At 46.5% G+C, this 17458-nt stretch carries 22 protein-coding genes; 4 read left to right on the forward strand and 18 right to left on the reverse strand.

Annotated elements, in window-relative coordinates:
• Positions 1–9 precede the first annotated feature (9 nt).
• Positions 10–213, forward strand: coding sequence for a hypothetical protein (locus KCO92_RS07355; RefSeq protein WP_233710501.1), 204 nt, complete (start codon positions 10–12; stop codon positions 211–213).
• A gap of 318 nt (positions 214–531) precedes the next feature.
• Here the strand turns inward: KCO92_RS07355 and KCO92_RS01570 are convergent, their stop codons facing one another.
• The gene (locus tag KCO92_RS01570) at positions 532–777 is read right to left on the reverse strand and encodes a hypothetical protein (RefSeq protein ID WP_199766193.1); all 246 of its coding nucleotides are present in this window, start codon (positions 775–777) and stop codon (positions 532–534) included.
• A 268-nt stretch (positions 778–1045) separates the two neighbouring features.
• Between KCO92_RS01570 and KCO92_RS01575 the strand changes: the two genes are divergently transcribed.
• Positions 1046–1348 carry a hypothetical protein gene (locus tag KCO92_RS01575; RefSeq protein WP_104695968.1) on the forward strand — a complete coding sequence of 101 codons (303 nt, stop codon included), beginning with the start codon at positions 1046–1048 and terminating at the stop codon, positions 1346–1348.
• Positions 1349–1427: 79 nt separating this feature from the next.
• Positions 1428–1691 (forward strand): hypothetical protein, encoded by a 264-nt coding sequence (locus KCO92_RS01580; protein ID WP_104695967.1) that lies wholly within the window; start codon positions 1428–1430, stop codon positions 1689–1691.
• Positions 1692–2060: 369 nt separating this feature from the next.
• Here KCO92_RS01580 and KCO92_RS01585 read toward each other — a convergent pair whose 3' ends face one another.
• From KCO92_RS01585 to rplU, 9 genes are read right to left on the reverse strand one after another with little or no spacing between them, the layout of a single operon-like run.
• Positions 2061–2234 carry a tetratricopeptide repeat protein gene (locus tag KCO92_RS01585; protein ID WP_199766192.1) on the reverse strand — a complete coding sequence of 58 codons (174 nt, stop codon included), beginning with the start codon at positions 2232–2234 and terminating at the stop codon, positions 2061–2063.
• 8 nt (positions 2235–2242) lie between these two features.
• Positions 2243–3241 (reverse strand): GTPase ObgE, encoded by a 999-nt coding sequence (gene obgE, locus KCO92_RS01590; RefSeq protein ID WP_210647443.1) that lies wholly within the window; start codon positions 3239–3241, stop codon positions 2243–2245.
• A gap of 3 nt (positions 3242–3244) precedes the next feature.
• Complete coding sequence (locus tag KCO92_RS01595) at positions 3245–4045, reverse strand: ABC transporter ATP-binding protein (RefSeq protein ID WP_104695693.1); 801 nt, start codon at positions 4043–4045, stop codon at positions 3245–3247.
• The gene (locus KCO92_RS01600) at positions 4042–4914 is read right to left on the reverse strand and encodes an ABC transporter ATP-binding protein (protein ID WP_104695694.1); all 873 of its coding nucleotides are present in this window, start codon (positions 4912–4914) and stop codon (positions 4042–4044) included. Before KCO92_RS01600 ends, KCO92_RS01595 begins: the two co-directional genes overlap by 4 nt.
• A 9-nt stretch (positions 4915–4923) precedes the next feature.
• Positions 4924–5781 (reverse strand): ABC transporter permease, encoded by an 858-nt coding sequence (locus KCO92_RS01605; RefSeq protein ID WP_104695695.1) that lies wholly within the window; start codon positions 5779–5781, stop codon positions 4924–4926.
• Positions 5781–6785, reverse strand: coding sequence for an ABC transporter permease (locus KCO92_RS01610; RefSeq protein WP_104695696.1), 1005 nt, complete (start codon positions 6783–6785; stop codon positions 5781–5783). The genes KCO92_RS01605 and KCO92_RS01610 overlap by 1 nt, the downstream gene beginning before the upstream one ends.
• 15 nt (positions 6786–6800) lie before the next feature.
• Entirely contained in the window at positions 6801–8384 is a 1584-nt protein-coding gene (locus KCO92_RS01615) for an ABC transporter substrate-binding protein (RefSeq protein WP_104695697.1), read from the reverse strand.
• A 37-nt stretch (positions 8385–8421) separates the two neighbouring features.
• A complete protein-coding gene (rpmA, locus tag KCO92_RS01620; RefSeq protein WP_104695698.1) occupies positions 8422–8679 on the reverse strand; it encodes a 50S ribosomal protein L27 in 258 nt (85 codons plus the stop codon).
• 12 nt (positions 8680–8691) lie between these two features.
• Positions 8692–9003 carry a 50S ribosomal protein L21 gene (gene rplU / locus KCO92_RS01625; RefSeq protein WP_104695699.1) on the reverse strand — a complete coding sequence of 104 codons (312 nt, stop codon included), beginning with the start codon at positions 9001–9003 and terminating at the stop codon, positions 8692–8694.
• Between the two features lie 119 nt (positions 9004–9122).
• Here rplU and flgL point away from each other — a divergent pair, with 119 nt between their 5' ends.
• A complete protein-coding gene (gene flgL / locus KCO92_RS01630) occupies positions 9123–11654 on the forward strand; it encodes a flagellar hook-associated protein FlgL (RefSeq protein ID WP_104695700.1) in 2532 nt (843 codons plus the stop codon).
• Here the strand turns inward: flgL and KCO92_RS01635 are convergent.
• The 8 genes from KCO92_RS01635 to KCO92_RS01670 are packed head-to-tail and all read right to left on the reverse strand — an operon-like array spanning position 11645 to position 17426.
• Positions 11645–13768 (reverse strand): LTA synthase family protein, encoded by a 2124-nt coding sequence (locus KCO92_RS01635; protein ID WP_104695701.1) that lies wholly within the window; start codon positions 13766–13768, stop codon positions 11645–11647. The genes flgL and KCO92_RS01635 overlap by 10 nt on opposite strands.
• On the reverse strand, positions 13768–14520 hold the full coding sequence (locus tag KCO92_RS01640) for an HpaA family protein (RefSeq protein ID WP_104695702.1): 753 nt from the start codon (positions 14518–14520) through the stop codon (positions 13768–13770). The genes KCO92_RS01635 and KCO92_RS01640 overlap by 1 nt, the downstream gene beginning before the upstream one ends.
• A 4-nt stretch (positions 14521–14524) precedes the next feature.
• Positions 14525–15004 carry a cyclic pyranopterin monophosphate synthase MoaC gene (gene moaC / locus KCO92_RS01645; protein WP_104695703.1) on the reverse strand — a complete coding sequence of 160 codons (480 nt, stop codon included), beginning with the start codon at positions 15002–15004 and terminating at the stop codon, positions 14525–14527.
• Positions 15001–15531, reverse strand: a complete 531-nt coding sequence (mog, locus tag KCO92_RS01650) for a molybdopterin adenylyltransferase (RefSeq protein ID WP_104695704.1) — start codon at positions 15529–15531, stop codon at positions 15001–15003. The genes moaC and mog overlap by 4 nt, the downstream gene beginning before the upstream one ends.
• Positions 15532–15540: 9 nt before the next feature.
• Positions 15541–15981 carry a molybdenum cofactor biosynthesis protein MoaE gene (locus KCO92_RS01655; protein WP_104695739.1) on the reverse strand — a complete coding sequence of 147 codons (441 nt, stop codon included), beginning with the start codon at positions 15979–15981 and terminating at the stop codon, positions 15541–15543.
• Position 15982: 1 nt separating this feature from the next.
• Complete coding sequence (locus KCO92_RS01660; protein ID WP_104695705.1) at positions 15983–16204, reverse strand: MoaD/ThiS family protein; 222 nt, start codon at positions 16202–16204, stop codon at positions 15983–15985.
• Positions 16204–16791: a GTP cyclohydrolase II gene (ribA, locus tag KCO92_RS01665; RefSeq protein ID WP_104695706.1), complete on the reverse strand. Its 588-nt coding sequence runs from the start codon at positions 16789–16791 to the stop codon at positions 16204–16206. The genes KCO92_RS01660 and ribA overlap by 1 nt, the downstream gene beginning before the upstream one ends.
• A gap of 59 nt (positions 16792–16850) precedes the next feature.
• Positions 16851–17426 (reverse strand): DUF3943 domain-containing protein, encoded by a 576-nt coding sequence (locus tag KCO92_RS01670; RefSeq protein ID WP_104695707.1) that lies wholly within the window; start codon positions 17424–17426, stop codon positions 16851–16853.
• Positions 17427–17458: the final 32 nt, after the last annotated feature.

Consider the following 17458-nt stretch of genomic DNA (forward strand, 5'->3'; position numbering starts at 1 on the left):
AAGAACGTCTTGCCCGCTTTGGTGCCTGACTTTGAAAAGACTTATAAGGATTTGGACTTGGTGCACAATGGTGAGGAAGCGATGGCAGCTTACGCTAAAATGTCTAGCCTGCCAAGAGACGAGCAAGATAGATACAAACAAGCACTTTTAGAGTATTGTAAGCTGGACACTTTAGCGATGGTGAAGGTGCTAGAAGTGTTAAAGGGGATATAGAGGCTTTATGGCATTGGTGAGTAGCTTGCAGGCCCTACCCCAACTCCTTTTTGCGCTTGCTCTTGGATAGTTTGGTTAGGGGCTTTGGGCGGCTTAGACTTTTGTTTTTAATGTCCTATACTTTCGATATGCCTCCGCACCTAAACCGCCTATGACTGCATAGAGCACCGGAACGATATGGTAATGATGTGGTTTTGTTTTAAATGTGCGGGTAAAGGTTTTCTGCCCGGTTTGGCTTTGCCTTTAACCTTAAAAGTGTTTTTTTGGCATTGCTGGCATTCTTCAAAGCGTCCTAGATAGTTTTAGGGGTGTTTTCATTCATTGAATTGCTCCTTGTATTAGGGTGTTTAAAAGGCGTTGGTATTCCGTGATGGAAGTCTTGTAATGGAGTCTGGAGAGCGGGGTTTGTAAAGAGAGTTCTTTAAAGCTCAGTCCCTTACGCATGGAGTTTTCTAAAATCTTGGAGCGTTTGAAGAAGAAAAAGTTTAAATCGTTGAAGTTAGATTGCAAGGTAGAACTGGCTTGCTCTTTTTCCTTTAGACTTTGGTAGTCGGTAATAAACACCACCAAAGCATTTTAAAGTCTGCGACTCTTGGATAGCTTCAATAGTTTTTAAAAGGGCGTTGCAAAGAGGCGTGCGGGGGATGGTGGTGGCTTGGCTAGCTTGAGCGATGTCTAAAACCCCACTTTGGACGAAGCCCCCAAAGCCATAGACACAACTATCAATCAAGGGTAGCTACTCGCAGCCCCCTCCTCTCAATTAAGGCCTAAAAGTTGAACACATAGTTCACAAAGACCGACACATTTCTCTTGTAGGCGATGGTTTCTTTAAATGACCCGCCTACTTCTTTTAGCTCTCTTGGCATTAAATCTGCAGGCTAAAGAAGATGTATTGACTATCTTTATTCCAATAGGCAAGCTCCAAGAATTTAAAAACACCCAACAATTTTTCAAGGCATTTAAGGCACTCTATGACTACACGCAAAAATCCTATGTCAAGATATACAAACGCCTAAACATCACGGATGATGACTCATATGTTGATAAATCCGATTTGACTTTGGCCATGGGAGATTACACAGATGCCTCCATTCCCCTAGCCAAAGCCCTAAGACAACAAGTATCACTTGTTTAAAGAGTTTAAACACAAAACCAAAGAGAAGAGCTTTTTTAGCCCATGTGAAGGATATGGCCATGTTCCATGCCCTAGACTCATGGACAATTTGCGTGAAGGAGAAGAAGCAAAGGCGACATTTATTGCCCACGAATTTTTACATATCAACGCATGGCTTTATGCCCCGCTTTTCAACGCCCAAAGGGCTGGGCTAGATGCGATCGCCTATCTCCAACAACTTCATCGTATCGTTTCTAAAACTAATTATCCCCATATTAGAAAGATCGAGTATTTTAATCAAGCAAGGGTATATGAAGAACGGAGAAAAACATTGTCCTCCATGAGCCCTTTAGAAAACGCCTAGTTCAAAATATGCATAATGCGGATATACCCACGGGAATCTTTCATGTAGACTATGTGGTTATTGGGTCTCGCTCGTTTTGAGCACAATTTGTGATGTAGATAAGAAATTTAGAGTGAAAATTTGGTTGTTGCTGAGGGGAGAGGGGTAAGGCTAACAAATCCAATCAAAGGCAAACAAAAACCCCTTGCAAATAAGGTCGCCACTATGATGTAAAAAAATCTAACTCTGCAAAACTGCCTAATCCCCCAAAAGAGTCTTGGCGTTCTTGCAACCCTGCTCGCTCCCCATCTTACAAGCCTTTTTAAAATATTCATGTGCCATTTCTTTATCTACCTCCACACCTTCGCCCTTGGTATACCCAAACTTGGGCTATGATGTAACATGTCCGGCGGCTTTTTGAAAGGATTCAAATGCCTTGCTATAGTCTCCTTGCTTATAATAAGTCCGTCCCTGCTCAAGCAGATCATGGGCACTCTGCGCCCCGCACAGCCCCACAGACAAAACCAGCGCCCATAAGACTTTGATCATACGGCCACAAACCATGCCACTCCTTATAGACTTTTATCTAAATGTCTGGCTAGGGTTTGCACCAGCTGGGCGGTGTTGGTGGTGGTGTGGGCAGAAATAGGCAGAATAAAGGCGGGCTTGGGGTCTAAATCTCTTTCAAAGGCGTTTAGAATATCTGTAAGGGTTTTAGGTTCTAGCAAGTCTATTTTGTTGATCGCCACCCCAAAGGTGCGTTGTTTCAATGTGGGCGAAAACGCGCCCAATTCATGGCGTAAATTTTCATATTGCTCTTTTAAGTCCAAGCCCACATCCAGCACAAAGAGGAGAAACTGCGTGCGCTCGATGTGTTTTAAAAAAGCTAGCCCTAAGCCCTTGCCCCCGCTGGCTCCCTCTATGACCCCCGGGATGTCTGCAATCACAAATTCTTTAAAATCCCCCACGCTTACCACCCCTAAATTAGGCACTAGAGTTGTGAAGGCGTAGTTAGCGATCTTGGGGCGCGCATTAGAGATCACGCTAATTAAAGTGGATTTGCCTACATTGGGCAAGCCCACCAAGCCCACATCGGCAATCAGCTTTAGCTCTAAGCGCACGCTCAATTCCACCCCCTCTAGCCCCTTTTGGGCGTAGGTGGGGCGTTGTTGCACGGCGTTTTTAAAGCGCGCATTGCCCATCCCCCCCTTGCCCCCCTCTAAAATCTTAATAGGCACGTTACATTCTATGAAATCCCCTAACAACTCCCCGCTTTGCTGATTATAAATCTGCGTCCCCGGGGGCACGATGAGGGTAACACTCTCCCCCTTTTTGCCACTGCAATTTTTGGGACCCCCGGGCGCGCCATTCTTAGCTTTGTAATGTTTTTTGCCCCTAAAGGCCCCTAGCGTGTCGGTGTTATTGCTCACCTGCACGAAAACATCGCCCCCATCGCCCCCATCGCCCCCATCCGGTCCGCCCTTGATCACAAATTTTTCGCGCCTAAAACTCACCGCACCCGATCCGCCCTTGCCAGAGGCGATGACAATTTCTACGCTATCGACAAACATGGACTAGGAAAAGCGTTGCATGGATTTTTCTAAATGGGGCACGGCGTGTAAGAGTTTTTTGGTGTAGGGGTCTTTAGGGTCGCTTAACACACTCTCCACATCGCCGCGTTCTACAATCTCGCCCTGATACATCACCAAAATACGATCGCTGATATGCTCCACCACGCCCAAATCATGGCTGATAAAGACATAGGTTAAGCCCATTTCTTTTTGCAAATCTAATAGCAGATTGAGCACTTGGGCTTGGATGGAGACATCTAAAGCCGAAACGGGCTCATCACAGATCACCACTTTGGGGTGGATGATGAGTGCGCGCGCAATGCCAATGCGCTGGCGTTGCCCCCCTGAGAATTGATGGGGGTAGCGGCCGATCCACTCGCGTTTAAGCCCCACACTATCCATCATCTCTAAAACTTTTTCGTGCCGCTCTTGTTTGGAAAAATTTGTGTTGAGCAAAAGGGGTTCGGCGATGATGTCCCCCACCTGCCACCTAGGGTTCAAGCTAGAATAGGGGTCTTGGAAGATTATTTGGACATATTTTCGGTATTCCTGCCAATCAGTTTTGCTAAATTGGGCTAGGCTCTTGCCCTTGAATAAAATCTCCCCCCCGCTAGGGCTCTCAATCCCCATTAAAAGTTTGGCAGTGGTGCTCTTCCCACACCCACTTTCCCCAACCACGCTCAAAATCTCCCCATCATGCACCTTGAAGGTGATGTCTTTCACGGCGTGGATCTGTTTGGCTTCTTTAAACAAACCTTGAGAAATATGGTAGGTTTTTTGTAAATTTTTGGCTTCTAAGATCATCGAATCTCCCTGGGAAATTCTAAATAATTGACATTCTCATCCACGGTTTGGAGGCGTTTTTTGCGGTGTTCCTTGCCCGGTTTGGGGATCGCATTGAGCAGGGCTTGGGTGTAGGGGTGGCGCGGATTACTGAAAAGCTCTTTGGCACTGGCTTTTTCTACCACATGTCCCTTATACATTACCACCACCGCGTCCGCTAGCTGGGCGACAACGCCTAGATCGTGGGTGATAAAGAGGATCGAAGTCCCCTTAGTGGCTTGTAACTCCTGCATGAGTTCTAAAATTTGGGCCTGAATGGTAACATCTAAAGCGGTAGTGGGTTCATCGGCGATCAAGAGTTCTGGAGCGCACACCATTGCCATGGCGATCATCACCCTTTGGCGTTGCCCCCCGCTGAGTTTAAAGGGGTAGTCATGGTAGCGTTCTTTGGCATGCGGGATACCCACACGCTCCAACTCGGCCAAAGCGCGCTCGTAGCGTTCTTTGCGGTTCAAATCGGGGTGGTGGATTTTAAGCGCCTCGCTGATTTGAAAGCCGATCGTGTAAGAGGGGTTAAGGCTGGTCATGGGTTCTTGAAAAATCATGCTGATTTTCTTGCCCCGAATCTCTTGTTGCATTTGTTTCTGGCTGAGCTTGAGTAAATCCTGCTGTCTAAACTCGATCACCCCATCTACAATTTTACCGGGCTTGTCAATGAGACCTAGAATGGAAAGCGAGGTGATACTTTTCCCACTCCCACTCTCTCCAACAATACACAGAGTTTGAGATTTCTTGAGCTCAAAGCTCACCCCATCCACGGCTTTATTGATTCCCTTATCAGTAAAGAAGTAGGTTTTAAGGTTTTCCACCTTGAGTAGGGTTTCAGACATAGTAACTCCCTAACGCGTGTGTTTGGGATCGAGCGCATCCATGATCCCATCGCCCAGCAAGTTAAAGCCCATCACCGTCAAAAAAATCATACCCCCCGGGAAGATGATGAGCCAGGGAGCGGTGGTGATGTATTGCATCGCGTCCAAGAGCATCGCGCCCCATTCGGGTGTGGGGGGCTGTGCGCCCAAGCCCAAAAAGCTCAAACCAGCCGCCTCCAACACAGCAGAGGCAAAGCCCATCGTGGCTTGCACAATGATGGGCACGGCGCAATTAGGGAAGATGACCCTAAACATCAGGCGCAAATGCCCCGAGCCATTGACTTTGGAGGCGATGACATATTCTTTTTCTTTTTCGGCTAAGACAGAGGCGCGTACAATGCGGGCAAACCCGGGAATCCCCACAATACCGATAGCTAACATCGCGTTAAACAGGGAGGGCCCCAAGATCGCTACCACGATAATAATGAGTAAAATGGAGGGTAAAGCCAACATTAAATCCATCAAACGCATGATAATCATGTCCGTGCGCCTGCCAAAATAACCCGCCAAGAGCCCAAAGACAATCCCAAAAGAGACAGCAATGCCGATGGAAATCACTCCAATAGTCAGAGAAATGCGCGCTCCATAGAGCAGGCGGGTGAAGATATCCCGCCCCAAGTCATCTGTACCCAAGAGGTGTTTAGCACTCCCCCCTTTGTCCCAGGCAGGCAGGGCTAGCCTCTCTTGGGCATTTTGTGCATAAGGATCATGATGGCTGATCACAGGGGCTAGCAGGGCACATAGGATTAAAAAAAGCACAATCCATGCTCCCACCACGGCCGCTTTATTTTTCTTAAATCGCCCCCAAAACTCTGTGATGCGTTCCATCATGAAAGCCTTATTCTGGGGTTGATGAAGGCGTATAGAATGTCTACGATCAAATTTGCAGCGATGAAGATTACTGCTATGATCAAGCTAGAGGATTGGATAATGGGAAAATCACGTTGGTTGAGTGCATTGACCATCCACTTGCCCACCCCCGGCCATGCAAAGGTGGTTTCGGTGAGAATACTTCCCCCTAGTAAGCCCGCAAGCATCAAGCCTACAATGGTGGTAACGGGAATGAGCGCATTACGCAAAGTGTGGATAGTAACCACTCTAAAGGGAGAACATCCCTTGGCCTTAGCCGTGCGCACATAGTCTTCTTTAGCCACTTCCAACATACTGGCCCTAGTCATGCGTGCGATGATGGCGGTGGGAATGGTTGCTAAAGCGATGCTGGGCAGAACTAAATGCTTGATCGTGTCAAGAAAGGCATCGTAATCATGGGCTAACAAGCTGTCTATGAGATAAAACCCGGTAGGTCCATCTAGGTAAAACTCATCGCTCAAACGCCCATAAACCGGAAACCAGCCTAATTTGACACTGAAAAAATAGATGAGTAGTAAACCTAGCCAAAAAACGGGCATGGATACCCCAGCTAAAGCCACTCCCATACTAGTGTAATCAAAAACGCTATAGCGTTTGATAGCCGCTACAATGCCTGCAAAGAGTCCCAGTACAATGGCAATTACAAGGGCGCTTAGGGAGAGTTCAATCGTGGCGGGAAAACGCTGCAAAAACTCGCTCATCACCGGCTCACCCGACATCAAAGACTTCCCAAAATCCCCATGGAAAATGTGATTGATATAGAGAAAATACTGCTCTAAGAGGGGTTTATTCAAGCCCATTTGTTCTCGCAGGGCCTCCACAGCCTCCTTGCTAGCATGCTCGCCCAAGATCACCAACGCGGGGTCTCCTGGCACCAAGTGTACCATGGCAAAGACAATGATACTCACCCCAAACAAAGTAGGGATAGTCCAAAAAACCCGCTTGAGGATAAAACTTAGCAAGGCGTTCTCGCTAGTTTATTTGTCAAAATACACACTGGAGAAGCGGTTCAACTGTACTCCAGTTGCCTTCAAACCTTTCACACTGGCTAAATGTGGGAGAACTTCATCTGGATAAGCCAGGGGAACCCATGGAACATCTTTGTGGAAAATCTCCTGCGCTTGTTCATAAAGCTTTGTGCGTTCCTTTTCATCCGTGATCTCCTTGGCACGGGTGACTAAATCAGAGTAGGCATCGCTCTTGTAGAAAGAGTGGTTCTGTGAGGGGCTCTGCAGAGCTGCGTGTTTGCTCCAGAGCGTGTAGAGAAAATTATCAGGATCGCCCGTATCTGCCATCCAGCCACTGAAGGCGATAGCATGCTCTCCCATAGCCACCTTTTTCAAATAAGCTCCCCACTCAAAAAACTCAATCTTGACTTTAATGCCCACCTTGGCCAGTTGCGCTTGGACGAATTCTGCACCCTTTTTATTATGCCGTGCTGCAGTGAAGAGAGTGGTTTCAAACCCATCGGGATAACCCGCTTGTTTTAAAAGCTGTTTGGCCTTTTCAGGGTCATAGGGATAGGGCTTTATACTGGTGTTATAACCCCACATGCCAGGAGGTAGGGGATTGACTGCCTTTTTAGCATAGCCTGCATACACGACCTTGATGTAGTCGTCGGCATTGATGGCGTAGTTGAGGGCAAGGCGCACAAGTCGGTTGTCAAAGGGCTTCTTTTGAGTGTTAAGACTGAGCCATACAGTCATCAAGGAGGGGGCTTTGTCAACAACCACGTTAGGAAGACTTTGCAAATGGGGTACTTCGCTGAGATTAGGAGATTTGATCACGGACACTTCTCCCTTTTCCAAAGCGAGAGCTCGAGAAGAAGGATTGGGAATCACACGGATGACAACTTTATCCAAATAGGCTTTAGGACCCCAATACTGAGGATTTTTGACCATGACAACCTTATCGTCTTTAAGCCAAAGAACAAACTTGAAAGGGCCCGTGCCAATGGGTTTCTTGGAAAGCTCGTCTTGCTTACCTTGCTTGGCTAAATGTTGCGCGTAATCCTGGCTTAAGATCGAGAGAAAATCCATCCCTAAATCTGCCAGAAAGGGAGCCTCTGGCTTCTTAAGTGTAATCTTGACGGTATATTTATCTAGGGCTTCAACGCTCTTGACAATGTTAGACATTCCCATGCTTTCCCAATAGATGTAACTCCGCCCCTTGTAGTAAGGATCGCCTCCTACCATTTGGCGTCTGAAAGAAAAGAGCACATCCTTAGCGGTGAGTTCAACTTTTTTGTCCCAGTATTTGGTGGTGTGGAAATAAACCCCTTTGCGTAGGTGGAAAGTGTATACCAAACCGTCACTAGAAATATCCCAGCTGCTTGCTAGGGCAGGCTCAATTTCCGTAGTGCCATATTTGAAACGCACAAGAGTTTCGTAAATATTGCCTGTGCTCGCATAGCTCTCACCATCAGTTACTAATGCCGGATCCATGCTCGAGCCATCCGCACCCCGTGCATAGATCAGAGTTCCTCCGTTTTTACCCTGCGCCCCTAAATTCCCCCACAACAACAGCCACAACCCTAAAAAACCCACAAGCCAATTCTTCATCCACTACTCCTTCCCCTCCTTTAGTTCTGTTAACGCCTTACTTTTCCGCTAATACGCTCACTTTCTTGCGTTCTTTATCTTTGTGGCTAAAACACACAAAGCCATCAACCAAAGCAAAGAGCGTGTGATCCTTACCCATGCCCACATTTTTTCCTGGGTGTATCTTAGTACCCCTCTGGCGCACGATGATGTTACCCGCCCTGACAAACTCCGAACCAAACTTTTTAACCCCTAAACGCCTTCCAGCCGAATCGCGATTATTCTGTGTGCTCCCCTGACCTTTCTTGTGTGCCATGCTTTAAATCCTTTATGCTACGATTTTTGTGATTTTAACGCGAGTGAAATCCCGCCTAAAGCCTCTTTTGGTTTTGCTATCTTTACGGCGGCGTTTCTTAAAAATAATCACTTTTTTGCCCCGTCCCTCATTGATCACCTCAGCTTCCACTTTAGCTCCGCTCACTAGGGGTGTGCCATAAACAACCCCCCCCTCTTTTGACACCGCCAAAACCTGATCTAGCTCCACATGCGCCTTAGGCTCTAGATCGAGCTTGTCCAGTAAAACCACATCCCCCTCTTGTACTTTATACTGTTTGCCCCCATTTTTAAACACTGCGTACATACCAAATCCTAAAAAACAAAATTTCTCCCCATTCTAACACGAAAAAGCTTAAAAGATCAGCCACCATACTGGTATACATCTTGCATGTGTGCATTAATAACTCACATAAAAGGGAAGTTATGCGCATTAGTGATAGTGGCCGCTATAACCAGATGAACTATTACCAAAACGGATTGCAAAATAAACTCAACACAGCTAATACCAAAATTGCTTCGGGTCTAAAAATACAATATGGTTACCAAGATAGCAATGTCAATAACCAGAATCTCAAATATGGTTTTGAAGAAAATACTCTAGATCAAGGCATTGATGTGGCCAAGAATGCCCACACCGCTACGCTCAATGCCGATAAAGCTTTAAGTGAGCTCTCCAGTACGATGGAGCAATTTAAAACCAAATTGATTCAAGCCGCTAGCGATGTGCATTCTACCACCTCCCGCCAAGCTATTGCCCTCGATTTAGAAAAGCTCAAGGCTCACATGATCAATGTGGCTAATACCTCCATTGGAGGTGAATACCTATTTGGAGGCAGTAAAGTCGATCGCAAACCCTTTGATAGTACGGGTAATTACTATGGTAATGATGAGGATCTCAACGCTTTAGTGAGTGCCAATAATCTCGTGCCCTATAATGTAACCGGTCAAGATTTATTTCTAGGCAAAGATTTAGATAAGCAAAAGCACATCACCACTAATATCCGCATGTTCAATCAAAATAAATTACACCCTGATATTATGGACGCGCTCAATAAAACTGCTGAACCTAGTGAGGTTTTTGTGCAGGCAGATGATACTCTGCGTGATCTCATTGGGGACAGCGATGATGACCCTAGCAACGACCCCAAAGAGTATTTCTATTTGCAGGGGGTGCGCCCTGATGGCAACGCCTTTAAGTCGAAGTTCGCCCTAGACAAGGCATATACTAAAAAAGAGGATGCCACTACCATCAGTGATCTTTTAGAGCAAATCGGGAAGGCTTATGGTAATACCTCGACTAACAAAGTCGTGGATGTAAGTTTGAATGCGTGGGGAGAGATCGAAATTAAAGACCTCACTAGTGGCAATGCTACAATTGATTTTCACATGATCTCTAGTGATAAAGATGTGGACAATCTTGAAGAATTGCGCGCCAGTGACGCGCGTGTTACCCACTATGTCAAAAGCCCCTTTCTCACCGATCGTGGTCTTTCAACTTTACATGGCGTGAGCGATCCTTACGATCGCCGCATGCTCGATCTCTCCAGCGCATTTATCACCCAAGACAATATCCCAGCCAACCGCAACACAAAGCTGAGCGCAATTTTGGGTCCTAATGCCGCTGCTCTGGAAATTAGTGGCACACGCCCCAACAATCCAGATGGGACCATCAATACAACTCCCCTAGAACCCCTTGTCTTAAGCACACAATCCACTCTACAAGATGTGATAAACGCTATCAAAGGGCACTTTCAGGGAAATTTGGAGGTTGAAATCTCTGAAGATGGGAGATTGCGCCTTGTCGATCACAATGTCAAAAACACCGCCCATGATAGTAACACCCCTCCCTTTGATGGCCCCCATGGTCTTAGTCTAACGCTTAGAAGTTTAGATGCCAAAGGACAAGAGGTCAAAGCCTTGCCCACAGATTATGCTAGTGAATATCAAAAAACCTACTTCACGCACTCAGGCGCGCGTTTAGTAGGTAATGTTTCTCAGGTAGTGCCCAAAAGCATGGATTATGCCACGGGGGCCACAACACTCTCTGAGGTAATGGGAGCGCAAATTGGGGAACAAAGCTATATCCTCAAATTGCAAGACCACAATGGCGTGCCCTTGCAAGCGCGCTTGTCTTTGGAAGATCGTGGCGCGTTCTTAGAATTGCCCAACAAAAACGGGGGTGCACCCTATCACATCCCCTTGTATAACCGCAATCAAAATCCACCCACTCTTACTAAACCCAATGAAGTTACTTACCGCCAGCTCATGGATGCCATCACCTTAGCAATGAATTACAGCAACCAAGACACTAAAGTTTATGCACGCGCGCAAGCCCATGTGCCCTCTGATGAGAGTAAAGAGGCGTTTCTAGCCTTGCTTCAACAAGCCGATACGCGCGTAGATGTCAATTTAAACGAAAATGGACAGGTGGTGATTCACGATAAAATCCACTCTAAAACTTTAATGCAATTCATGTTCTTTGATAGTCAATCTGATGATTTTTCTGCCCATGTGTTGCAAAAGGACGCACCTTCCATCCGTTTGAACGCCAATAACGCGCTCACCATCGATCAACCCCACATTAACTTTTTCAAGCAGTTAGATGGCGTGATCGATTCAGTGCGCAGAGGGATTTACCGTCCCGATGCCCTGCAAGATAATTACAATGAACACATGCGTAATTTAGGGATTCAGAATAATATTGAGTTGGTGGATCACTTGAGTGATCATATCGAAAAGGTCATCGCCGCTAATGGAGCCCATAGCCGTAGTTTTGCGCATATTCTAAGACGCAATGAGGTGCTCAAATCCCAAGTGCAATCTATCCGGGGCGATACGGTGGGCACAGACATCGCAGAAACCTATAACAAGTTTTCCCAGTTGCGCAATAATTACGATGCCGTGCTCTCTTCAAGTAGCAAGATCAATCAAATGGCATTGAGCAATTACTTATGAGGCACTGGGGGTTCGCGTAAAACCGGTCCCTTAAAGAGATAATACCAGCTTAGTCCATTGGCAATTCTCTCTTGCTCCATGAGGTTTTCGGCCAGTTTCAAATCCTGAGCACTGGGGGAGTGTTTGATCCAAAGTTGGTTTTGCACATAATTTAGCCCCTCTAACCCCCCACTCCCATAGACAAAATCCACCCCATCTACCCCCCTAGCTCCCACCACATCAAAACCTAACGCATGGTCATGGGCGCACTCTTGGGGTATGCTGGCATTGCTAAAGAGAGGCTTGCCAAAGCTGGCATAAGTATAACCCTTAGGTGCGACAAGTTCCATAATTGTGGGCGCAATGTCGATATGCGCGCCGATACAGCGAACCTGTTTGGGTTCTAAAGAGGGGGCGTAGAGAATGAGGGGCACACTCTTTGTCATGTAGAAATTATTCTTGGCATAATCAAAACTGCGATCGAAGTGATCGCCAGTGATGACGAAGAGAGAGTGAGGGAACTTGATACGCGCCTTTTTAATGAAGTCCACCAAGATTTTATCATACCAATAGACATGGCCTAGAAAGTTCGCATCGGGTAAATTCTCCGATGCGGGGGTACGATCCACAAAAGCTTGAATCTCTTCCACAGGCACCCCAAAGGCTTTTAGGTTGACATTTCTGGTTGTGTGGTTGCTCAAGGTCATCACCATAGTGAATGTGTTTTGATCTGAGGGAGTTGCCTCTAAAATATAGTCAAACAAGATATTGTCATGCACACCCCAATTGCTCTCCAAGGGTTTTGGATAAGCCGTGGGATTTGTGGCAAGTTTATGGTGAGCAAATTCGAGCAAGCGGGTGTTGAAGATCAGTCCATCAAACCCTTGTGTTTTGGTGAAGCTATCCAAACGATTCCAAATCCCACTGCCCCCATAGTAAAAGAGATTATGAAACCCCAATCCCTTCATCTGGTTACCAATGGCAGTGGGCAGAGAGGGGATTTTAACTCCCATATTGACAAAATTCGTGTCGTTAATATTAAAAAGCCCGGTGATTTGCACATCGAGGCTTTTCACCGTGCGCCTTGCATTTTCTAAAAACAGCGGGAAAATAAAGCCGTGTTGGTGGTCATTGAGCCCTTTGAGTGCGCTGACTAACCCGATCGAGTCAAATTTGGGATCAAAATGCCATGTGGAGAGGGATTCTGAGACAATGTAAAAAACATGGGTGATGTGAGGGGATAGGGGATTGTGGCTCTGTTGTTTGAGTAATTCTCTAAGATCGAGGGGAAAAGAAGTTCTGGGAGGGAGATGAAAATACTCTTGAGTCGCCTGCAAGAGTGGCTTAGAGCTAAAGCTAGCAAAATGAATCTGGCGACTTTTGCGATAATCCTTAAAGACCAGATAGAGATTGCGAAACGCCCCGGGAGTTACTTTGCGCAAGAAAGGATTTTCAGCGGGTTGGACTATAAAATCCAAGGATACCCCGGTCAGCCCCAAGCGTGAATTGATTGAAACGAGCATAAAGAGCGTAAAAGAGAATAATACAGCACTCAGGGCAAATTTAGGGGGGAAGACTTGGAGAATTGTGTATGCATGGGTCGCTAGGTGCGTAGCTTTTAGGTAGAGCCTAAAACTTAAAGCACTTAAAACCAGCCAGATTAAAACTTTTGTGCCGATGAAATACTCCCCCGTAACCGCCATACTCAAGAGTGTCTTAGGGCTCTCGTCCAAGATTTCAAGCAAATTTGCATTAAAGACATCGCCATAAATGCTATAAAAAGTCATGTTGGCAAGTTGTAGGAGCAGACAGAACGCGATACTAAAACAGGCATAGGAAGCAAGTAACTTAGATCGTAAGCGTGTGGGGGTAAAAAGTCCTAGAAGTAAGAAGAGAAGGCCAAAAATGGCTACAATGCGATTGTCATATTTGACTCCATCGCCTAGCACCTGCCAAATAGCCCCCCAGAGTGTACTAACACTCTGGGCAAGCGCACCCTTGTAAATGCCTGTGTAAGCAATAAAACCCAGTCGCAAGCAGATAAAAAATGCGCTCAAGAACAAGCTAAAGCATAACGCCCCTAGGCCAAGATTTAAAAGTTGTTGGGAGAGAGGTGTGCGGGGGTGCCGTGCCATCACTCTGGTTTGCGTGCTTTTAATTCAGCAATATCATTGGTATAGGATTTAATTCTCTCTTGGGTGAGTTTGGAGTCTAGGTGTCGCATCACAGCTTGAAAGATGGTATTGAGTGCTTTTTTCACCGCGTCGTTAGAATTGTCTTTTCCCTTATACATGGAGCTCAACAAGCCACCAGTATGCTCCGATCGGCTAGATTTGACAAAGGGTTCTTTTACATCAATTTCACTTAAATCAATCATAAACGAATCTACAGACTCCCCGCTTACGGGTTCTACAAACACCACTTTCACATATCCCATGGCCAATAATGTGCCCTTCATGACATCCATGCCCGTAGAGAAGATGAGTCCGGGGCTGGATTTTTTTTGTTCTGTGGTTTTAGGGTCTGGCCTGAGCACAATTTCCCCACTGATTTCTAGGGCTAGATAGTTGTCGCGTTTTTGCGCAAAAGTCAAATCGCTCTTATCGCTCACATCAAGAGGATTTACCTTGTAACCCTGATTTTTGAGCAAATCCTGAATCTTGAGCGCGAGCTGTTGCCTGAATTGATTCTCGTATTCTTTGGCGACATTATCACTATACTGCAAGACAGGCTTTAAGAGAATAATTTGCTCGTGAGTCATCGGGGCTTGATGCGCACTAGTTTGGTAGGTTAGTCGCAGGGGGACTTCATTAGTGATGGTGATCTCAGGCCCACACCCTGCCAGTACCACACACAACCCTGCCCCTAGTAATCGCCGTTTCCACATTTATTTACTCCTTGTCAATGGTATAATTGCCGCTCTTTCCCCCACTTTTATGCTCTAATTGTATCTCTCCCATTACCATGCTTTTATCCATGCCCTTGGCCATGTCATAAATCGTTAAGAGCCCTACACTCACTCCCATAAGGGCCTCCATCTCCACACCCGTTTGCCCCTGACATTGCACTTGTACCCGCACCAACAGGGCACTCTCAGAGGGACATTCCAGCACCTGCGCGTGCACCCCGCTCAAATTCAGAGGATGACACATGGGAATGAGTGCGCTGGTCTGTTTAGCCCCCATGATGGCCGCAATGATGGCCGTTTGAATCACAGGCCCTTTTTTGAGTGCGTTGTCCAAGATAGCCTGATATACTTGAGCATTCATGTAAATCTTGCCACTGGCAATGGCTACGCGTTGTGTAGAAGCCTTAGCGCTCACATCGACCATGGTGGGGTTGTGGCTACGATCCAAATGGTTGAGTGTCATTTTTGAGGGCGAAACACTTGGATATTCTCAGAGTTACCCTCAATATAAGCTCCTCCGATCAAATCGATGCAATAAGGGATAGCAGGAAAAACCACCTCTAGGCATTCTCTAATGCTTTTGGGTTTACCGGGCAAATTGACAATGAGGCTTGAACCTCTGATACCTGCACTCTGGCGGGATAAAATGGCGGTGGGAACATATTTTAGGCTAGCCATGCGCATCAATTCCCCAAAGCCGGGCAACATCTTAGAGCACACCGCCTGCGTGGCCTCAGGAGTTACATCTCTGGGGGCGGGCCCCGTCCCTCCCGTAGTTACAATGAGATCGCAACGCTTTTCATCACTCAGGTGTATTAGGGTTTGTGTAATACTCTCCTGTTCATCGGCTATGAGCGCGTATTCAAATTCCAAAGGGTTGCAGATATAACCCTGCAAAACTTCGCGGATTGCTGGTCCCCCTAAATCCTCATACACTCCCAAGGACGCGCGATCACTGGTTACGACAATCCCAACCTTAATACACTCCATGCATACCTTTCAGCTTAATAACCCACTTCCCCTCAAGGGATGTCCCTGATCTTGCGCGTAAACCCTCTGCTCGCCTTGCAAATAATACTTCCAAATAGGCGCACTCTGCTTGAAATCTTCAATGAAAGCGCCGTAAATTTCCAAAGGGGCTTTGCGGTGTTTGGCTATCAATCCCACCATGTAAGAACTCTGGTGCAGAGCGACATCCCCCCTTGAATGCGCCATTTTGAGCAGCACTCCTCGAGCTTGCGCTTTGCGCTGCCATCCTTCAAACCATGCTTGCAATAAGGGCATGTACAGCTCAAAACTCAACCCCCTAAAATCTTCTTCTTGAGCACGCACCACGCCCGTAAAGACGCACAAAGCCCCGTAATTATGCGTAGCACACTCGCGCTCCCACTGCGCATAAAGCCCTGTTGTGTCCAAGCCACCCTCAAAAATCTCTAGCAAACTATCCTCCACACACAGGAGGCAAGATCACCACCTTATCGCCGTCTCTGAGAGGTGTGTGGATATTTTCGACTAAAACCCCATTGATCGCAATGGCACTGAGGGGTAACCAAGGTCTGAGGCTCTCCTTTTGCGTTAAAATGGCTTTGAGCGCGCTAAGATCGCCTATTTCAAGCTGCATATCCTCTTCTGGAATAGGTCCTAAAAATTCTACACTAATCATCAAAGTAAATGCCCCATTCTATTTTTCTTAGTTTCCAAATACTGCCTATTATGGCAATTACTCTGCACAATAATACTATGCCGTTCCACTCTCACAAAGGCGCTCAGAGCCTGCACTTTCTGGGGATTGTTGGTGAGTAAGTGGATGTGCTGGATGCCATAATGCTCCATAATATCTTTGACAATATCATAATCGCGCTCATCATCCTTAAAGCCAATAGCGCGATTGGCTTCGATAGTGTCATAACCCTGATCCTGCAGAGCGTAGGCATTAATTTTATTAAACAGCCCGATGCCACGCCCCTCTTGGCGCAAATAGATAAGCATGCCCCCTTGAGGGTGGGCTTGAATTCTCTGCAAAGCCATCTCTAATTCTTCACCACAATCGCATTTTTGTGATCCAAATACATCTCCAGTTAAGCACTCCGAATGCAAGCGCACCAAGGGAGGACTGGATAAATGTGCAGTGAACACCACGAGATGATCGAAACTCTGACCCTCCTTGGTTTCTCTAAAAGATTGGATGCGGAACTCCCCAAACTTAGTGGGTAACCCCGCTTCGCTGGAAACCTGTACACAACGCTCCATGAAACTGCCTTTAAAGGTGGTATTCCACCACTTGAAGGTGATATTATGGTGAAAATCGCTTAACTTTGCTTGAAAGTGTTTTTGTTGTGGATTCCCAATGCTCTTGCCAACCCTAGGTTTTGGATCACAAAGCCAATAAAATCCATGCCAAAGAGCGCAAGAGTGCCAAGGCCTTTAGAGTCACATAACCTCCCATGACGGTTTTGAATGTAGCGGGTTCCATGGAAGAATAGCTCTCCTAGTAGAGGTCCCATAGTGGGTGTGCAGATGAGGTCTTGCCAACTGGGGATTTCTACAAAGGCCTCTAGGCCATATTCCCAAAAAAAAGTAGATACTAAAAAGGTGAAAAAGACACAGGCGCGCTTGCGATACCCTGCCACTCTAGCCTGCATGTAGTAAATCGCGCCAAAATAGGGGTGCAAAACTCCATTAAAGATAAAGAGATCGTGATCAAGCTGTGGCCCCAAGAGTACATTTTGACACCAACTCAGCCATCCAAACTTTTCTTTACTCCAATGTGTGATGCTCTCAGGCATGAGGTACAATCCCACAATACCTAGAATAAAACACAGTCCTAAAATCCCCACACTTGCACTTAGGTATTTGAAACGATGATTGGGGATATAGTAGCGCATGACGACGGGTTTTAGGTGCCTAGGAATCAATC

Source organism: Helicobacter salomonis, assembly GCF_017979425.1.
GTDB lineage: Bacteria > Campylobacterota > Campylobacteria > Campylobacterales > Helicobacteraceae > Helicobacter > Helicobacter salomonis.

Coding starts and splice junctions, on each gene's coding strand:
- KCO92_RS01635 (WP_104695701.1), bottom strand. CDS start 13,768: ATGGCACGGCACCCCCGCACACCTCTCTCCCAACAACTTTTAAATCTT.
- obgE (WP_210647443.1), bottom strand. CDS start 3,241: ATGTTTGTCGATAGCGTAGAAATTGTCATCGCCTCTGGCAAGGGCGGA.
- KCO92_RS01575 (WP_104695968.1), top strand. CDS start 1,046: ATGACCCGCCTACTTCTTTTAGCTCTCTTGGCATTAAATCTGCAGGCT.
- ribA (WP_104695706.1), bottom strand. CDS start 16,791: ATGGAGCGTTGTGTACAGGTTTCCAGCGAAGCGGGGTTACCCACTAAG.
- KCO92_RS01605 (WP_104695695.1), bottom strand. CDS start 5,781: ATGGAACGCATCACAGAGTTTTGGGGGCGATTTAAGAAAAATAAAGCG.
- flgL (WP_104695700.1), top strand. CDS start 9,123: ATGCGCATTAGTGATAGTGGCCGCTATAACCAGATGAACTATTACCAA.
- KCO92_RS01660 (WP_104695705.1), bottom strand. CDS start 16,204: ATGATTAGTGTAGAATTTTTAGGACCTATTCCAGAAGAGGATATGCAG.
- rplU (WP_104695699.1), bottom strand. CDS start 9,003: ATGTACGCAGTGTTTAAAAATGGGGGCAAACAGTATAAAGTACAAGAG.
- KCO92_RS01585 (WP_199766192.1), bottom strand. CDS start 2,234: ATGGTTTGTGGCCGTATGATCAAAGTCTTATGGGCGCTGGTTTTGTCT.
- KCO92_RS01640 (WP_104695702.1), bottom strand. CDS start 14,520: ATGTGGAAACGGCGATTACTAGGGGCAGGGTTGTGTGTGGTACTGGCA.
- KCO92_RS01595 (WP_104695693.1), bottom strand. CDS start 4,045: ATGATCTTAGAAGCCAAAAATTTACAAAAAACCTACCATATTTCTCAA.
- moaC (WP_104695703.1), bottom strand. CDS start 15,004: ATGACACTCAACCATTTGGATCGTAGCCACAACCCCACCATGGTCGAT.
- KCO92_RS01615 (WP_104695697.1), bottom strand. CDS start 8,384: ATGAAGAATTGGCTTGTGGGTTTTTTAGGGTTGTGGCTGTTGTTGTGG.
- KCO92_RS01580 (WP_104695967.1), top strand. CDS start 1,428: ATGGACAATTTGCGTGAAGGAGAAGAAGCAAAGGCGACATTTATTGCC.
- KCO92_RS01600 (WP_104695694.1), bottom strand. CDS start 4,914: ATGTCTGAAACCCTACTCAAGGTGGAAAACCTTAAAACCTACTTCTTT.
- rpmA (WP_104695698.1), bottom strand. CDS start 8,679: ATGGCACACAAGAAAGGTCAGGGGAGCACACAGAATAATCGCGATTCG.
- mog (WP_104695704.1), bottom strand. CDS start 15,531: ATGGAGTGTATTAAGGTTGGGATTGTCGTAACCAGTGATCGCGCGTCC.
- KCO92_RS01670 (WP_104695707.1), bottom strand. CDS start 17,426: ATGCGCTACTATATCCCCAATCATCGTTTCAAATACCTAAGTGCAAGT.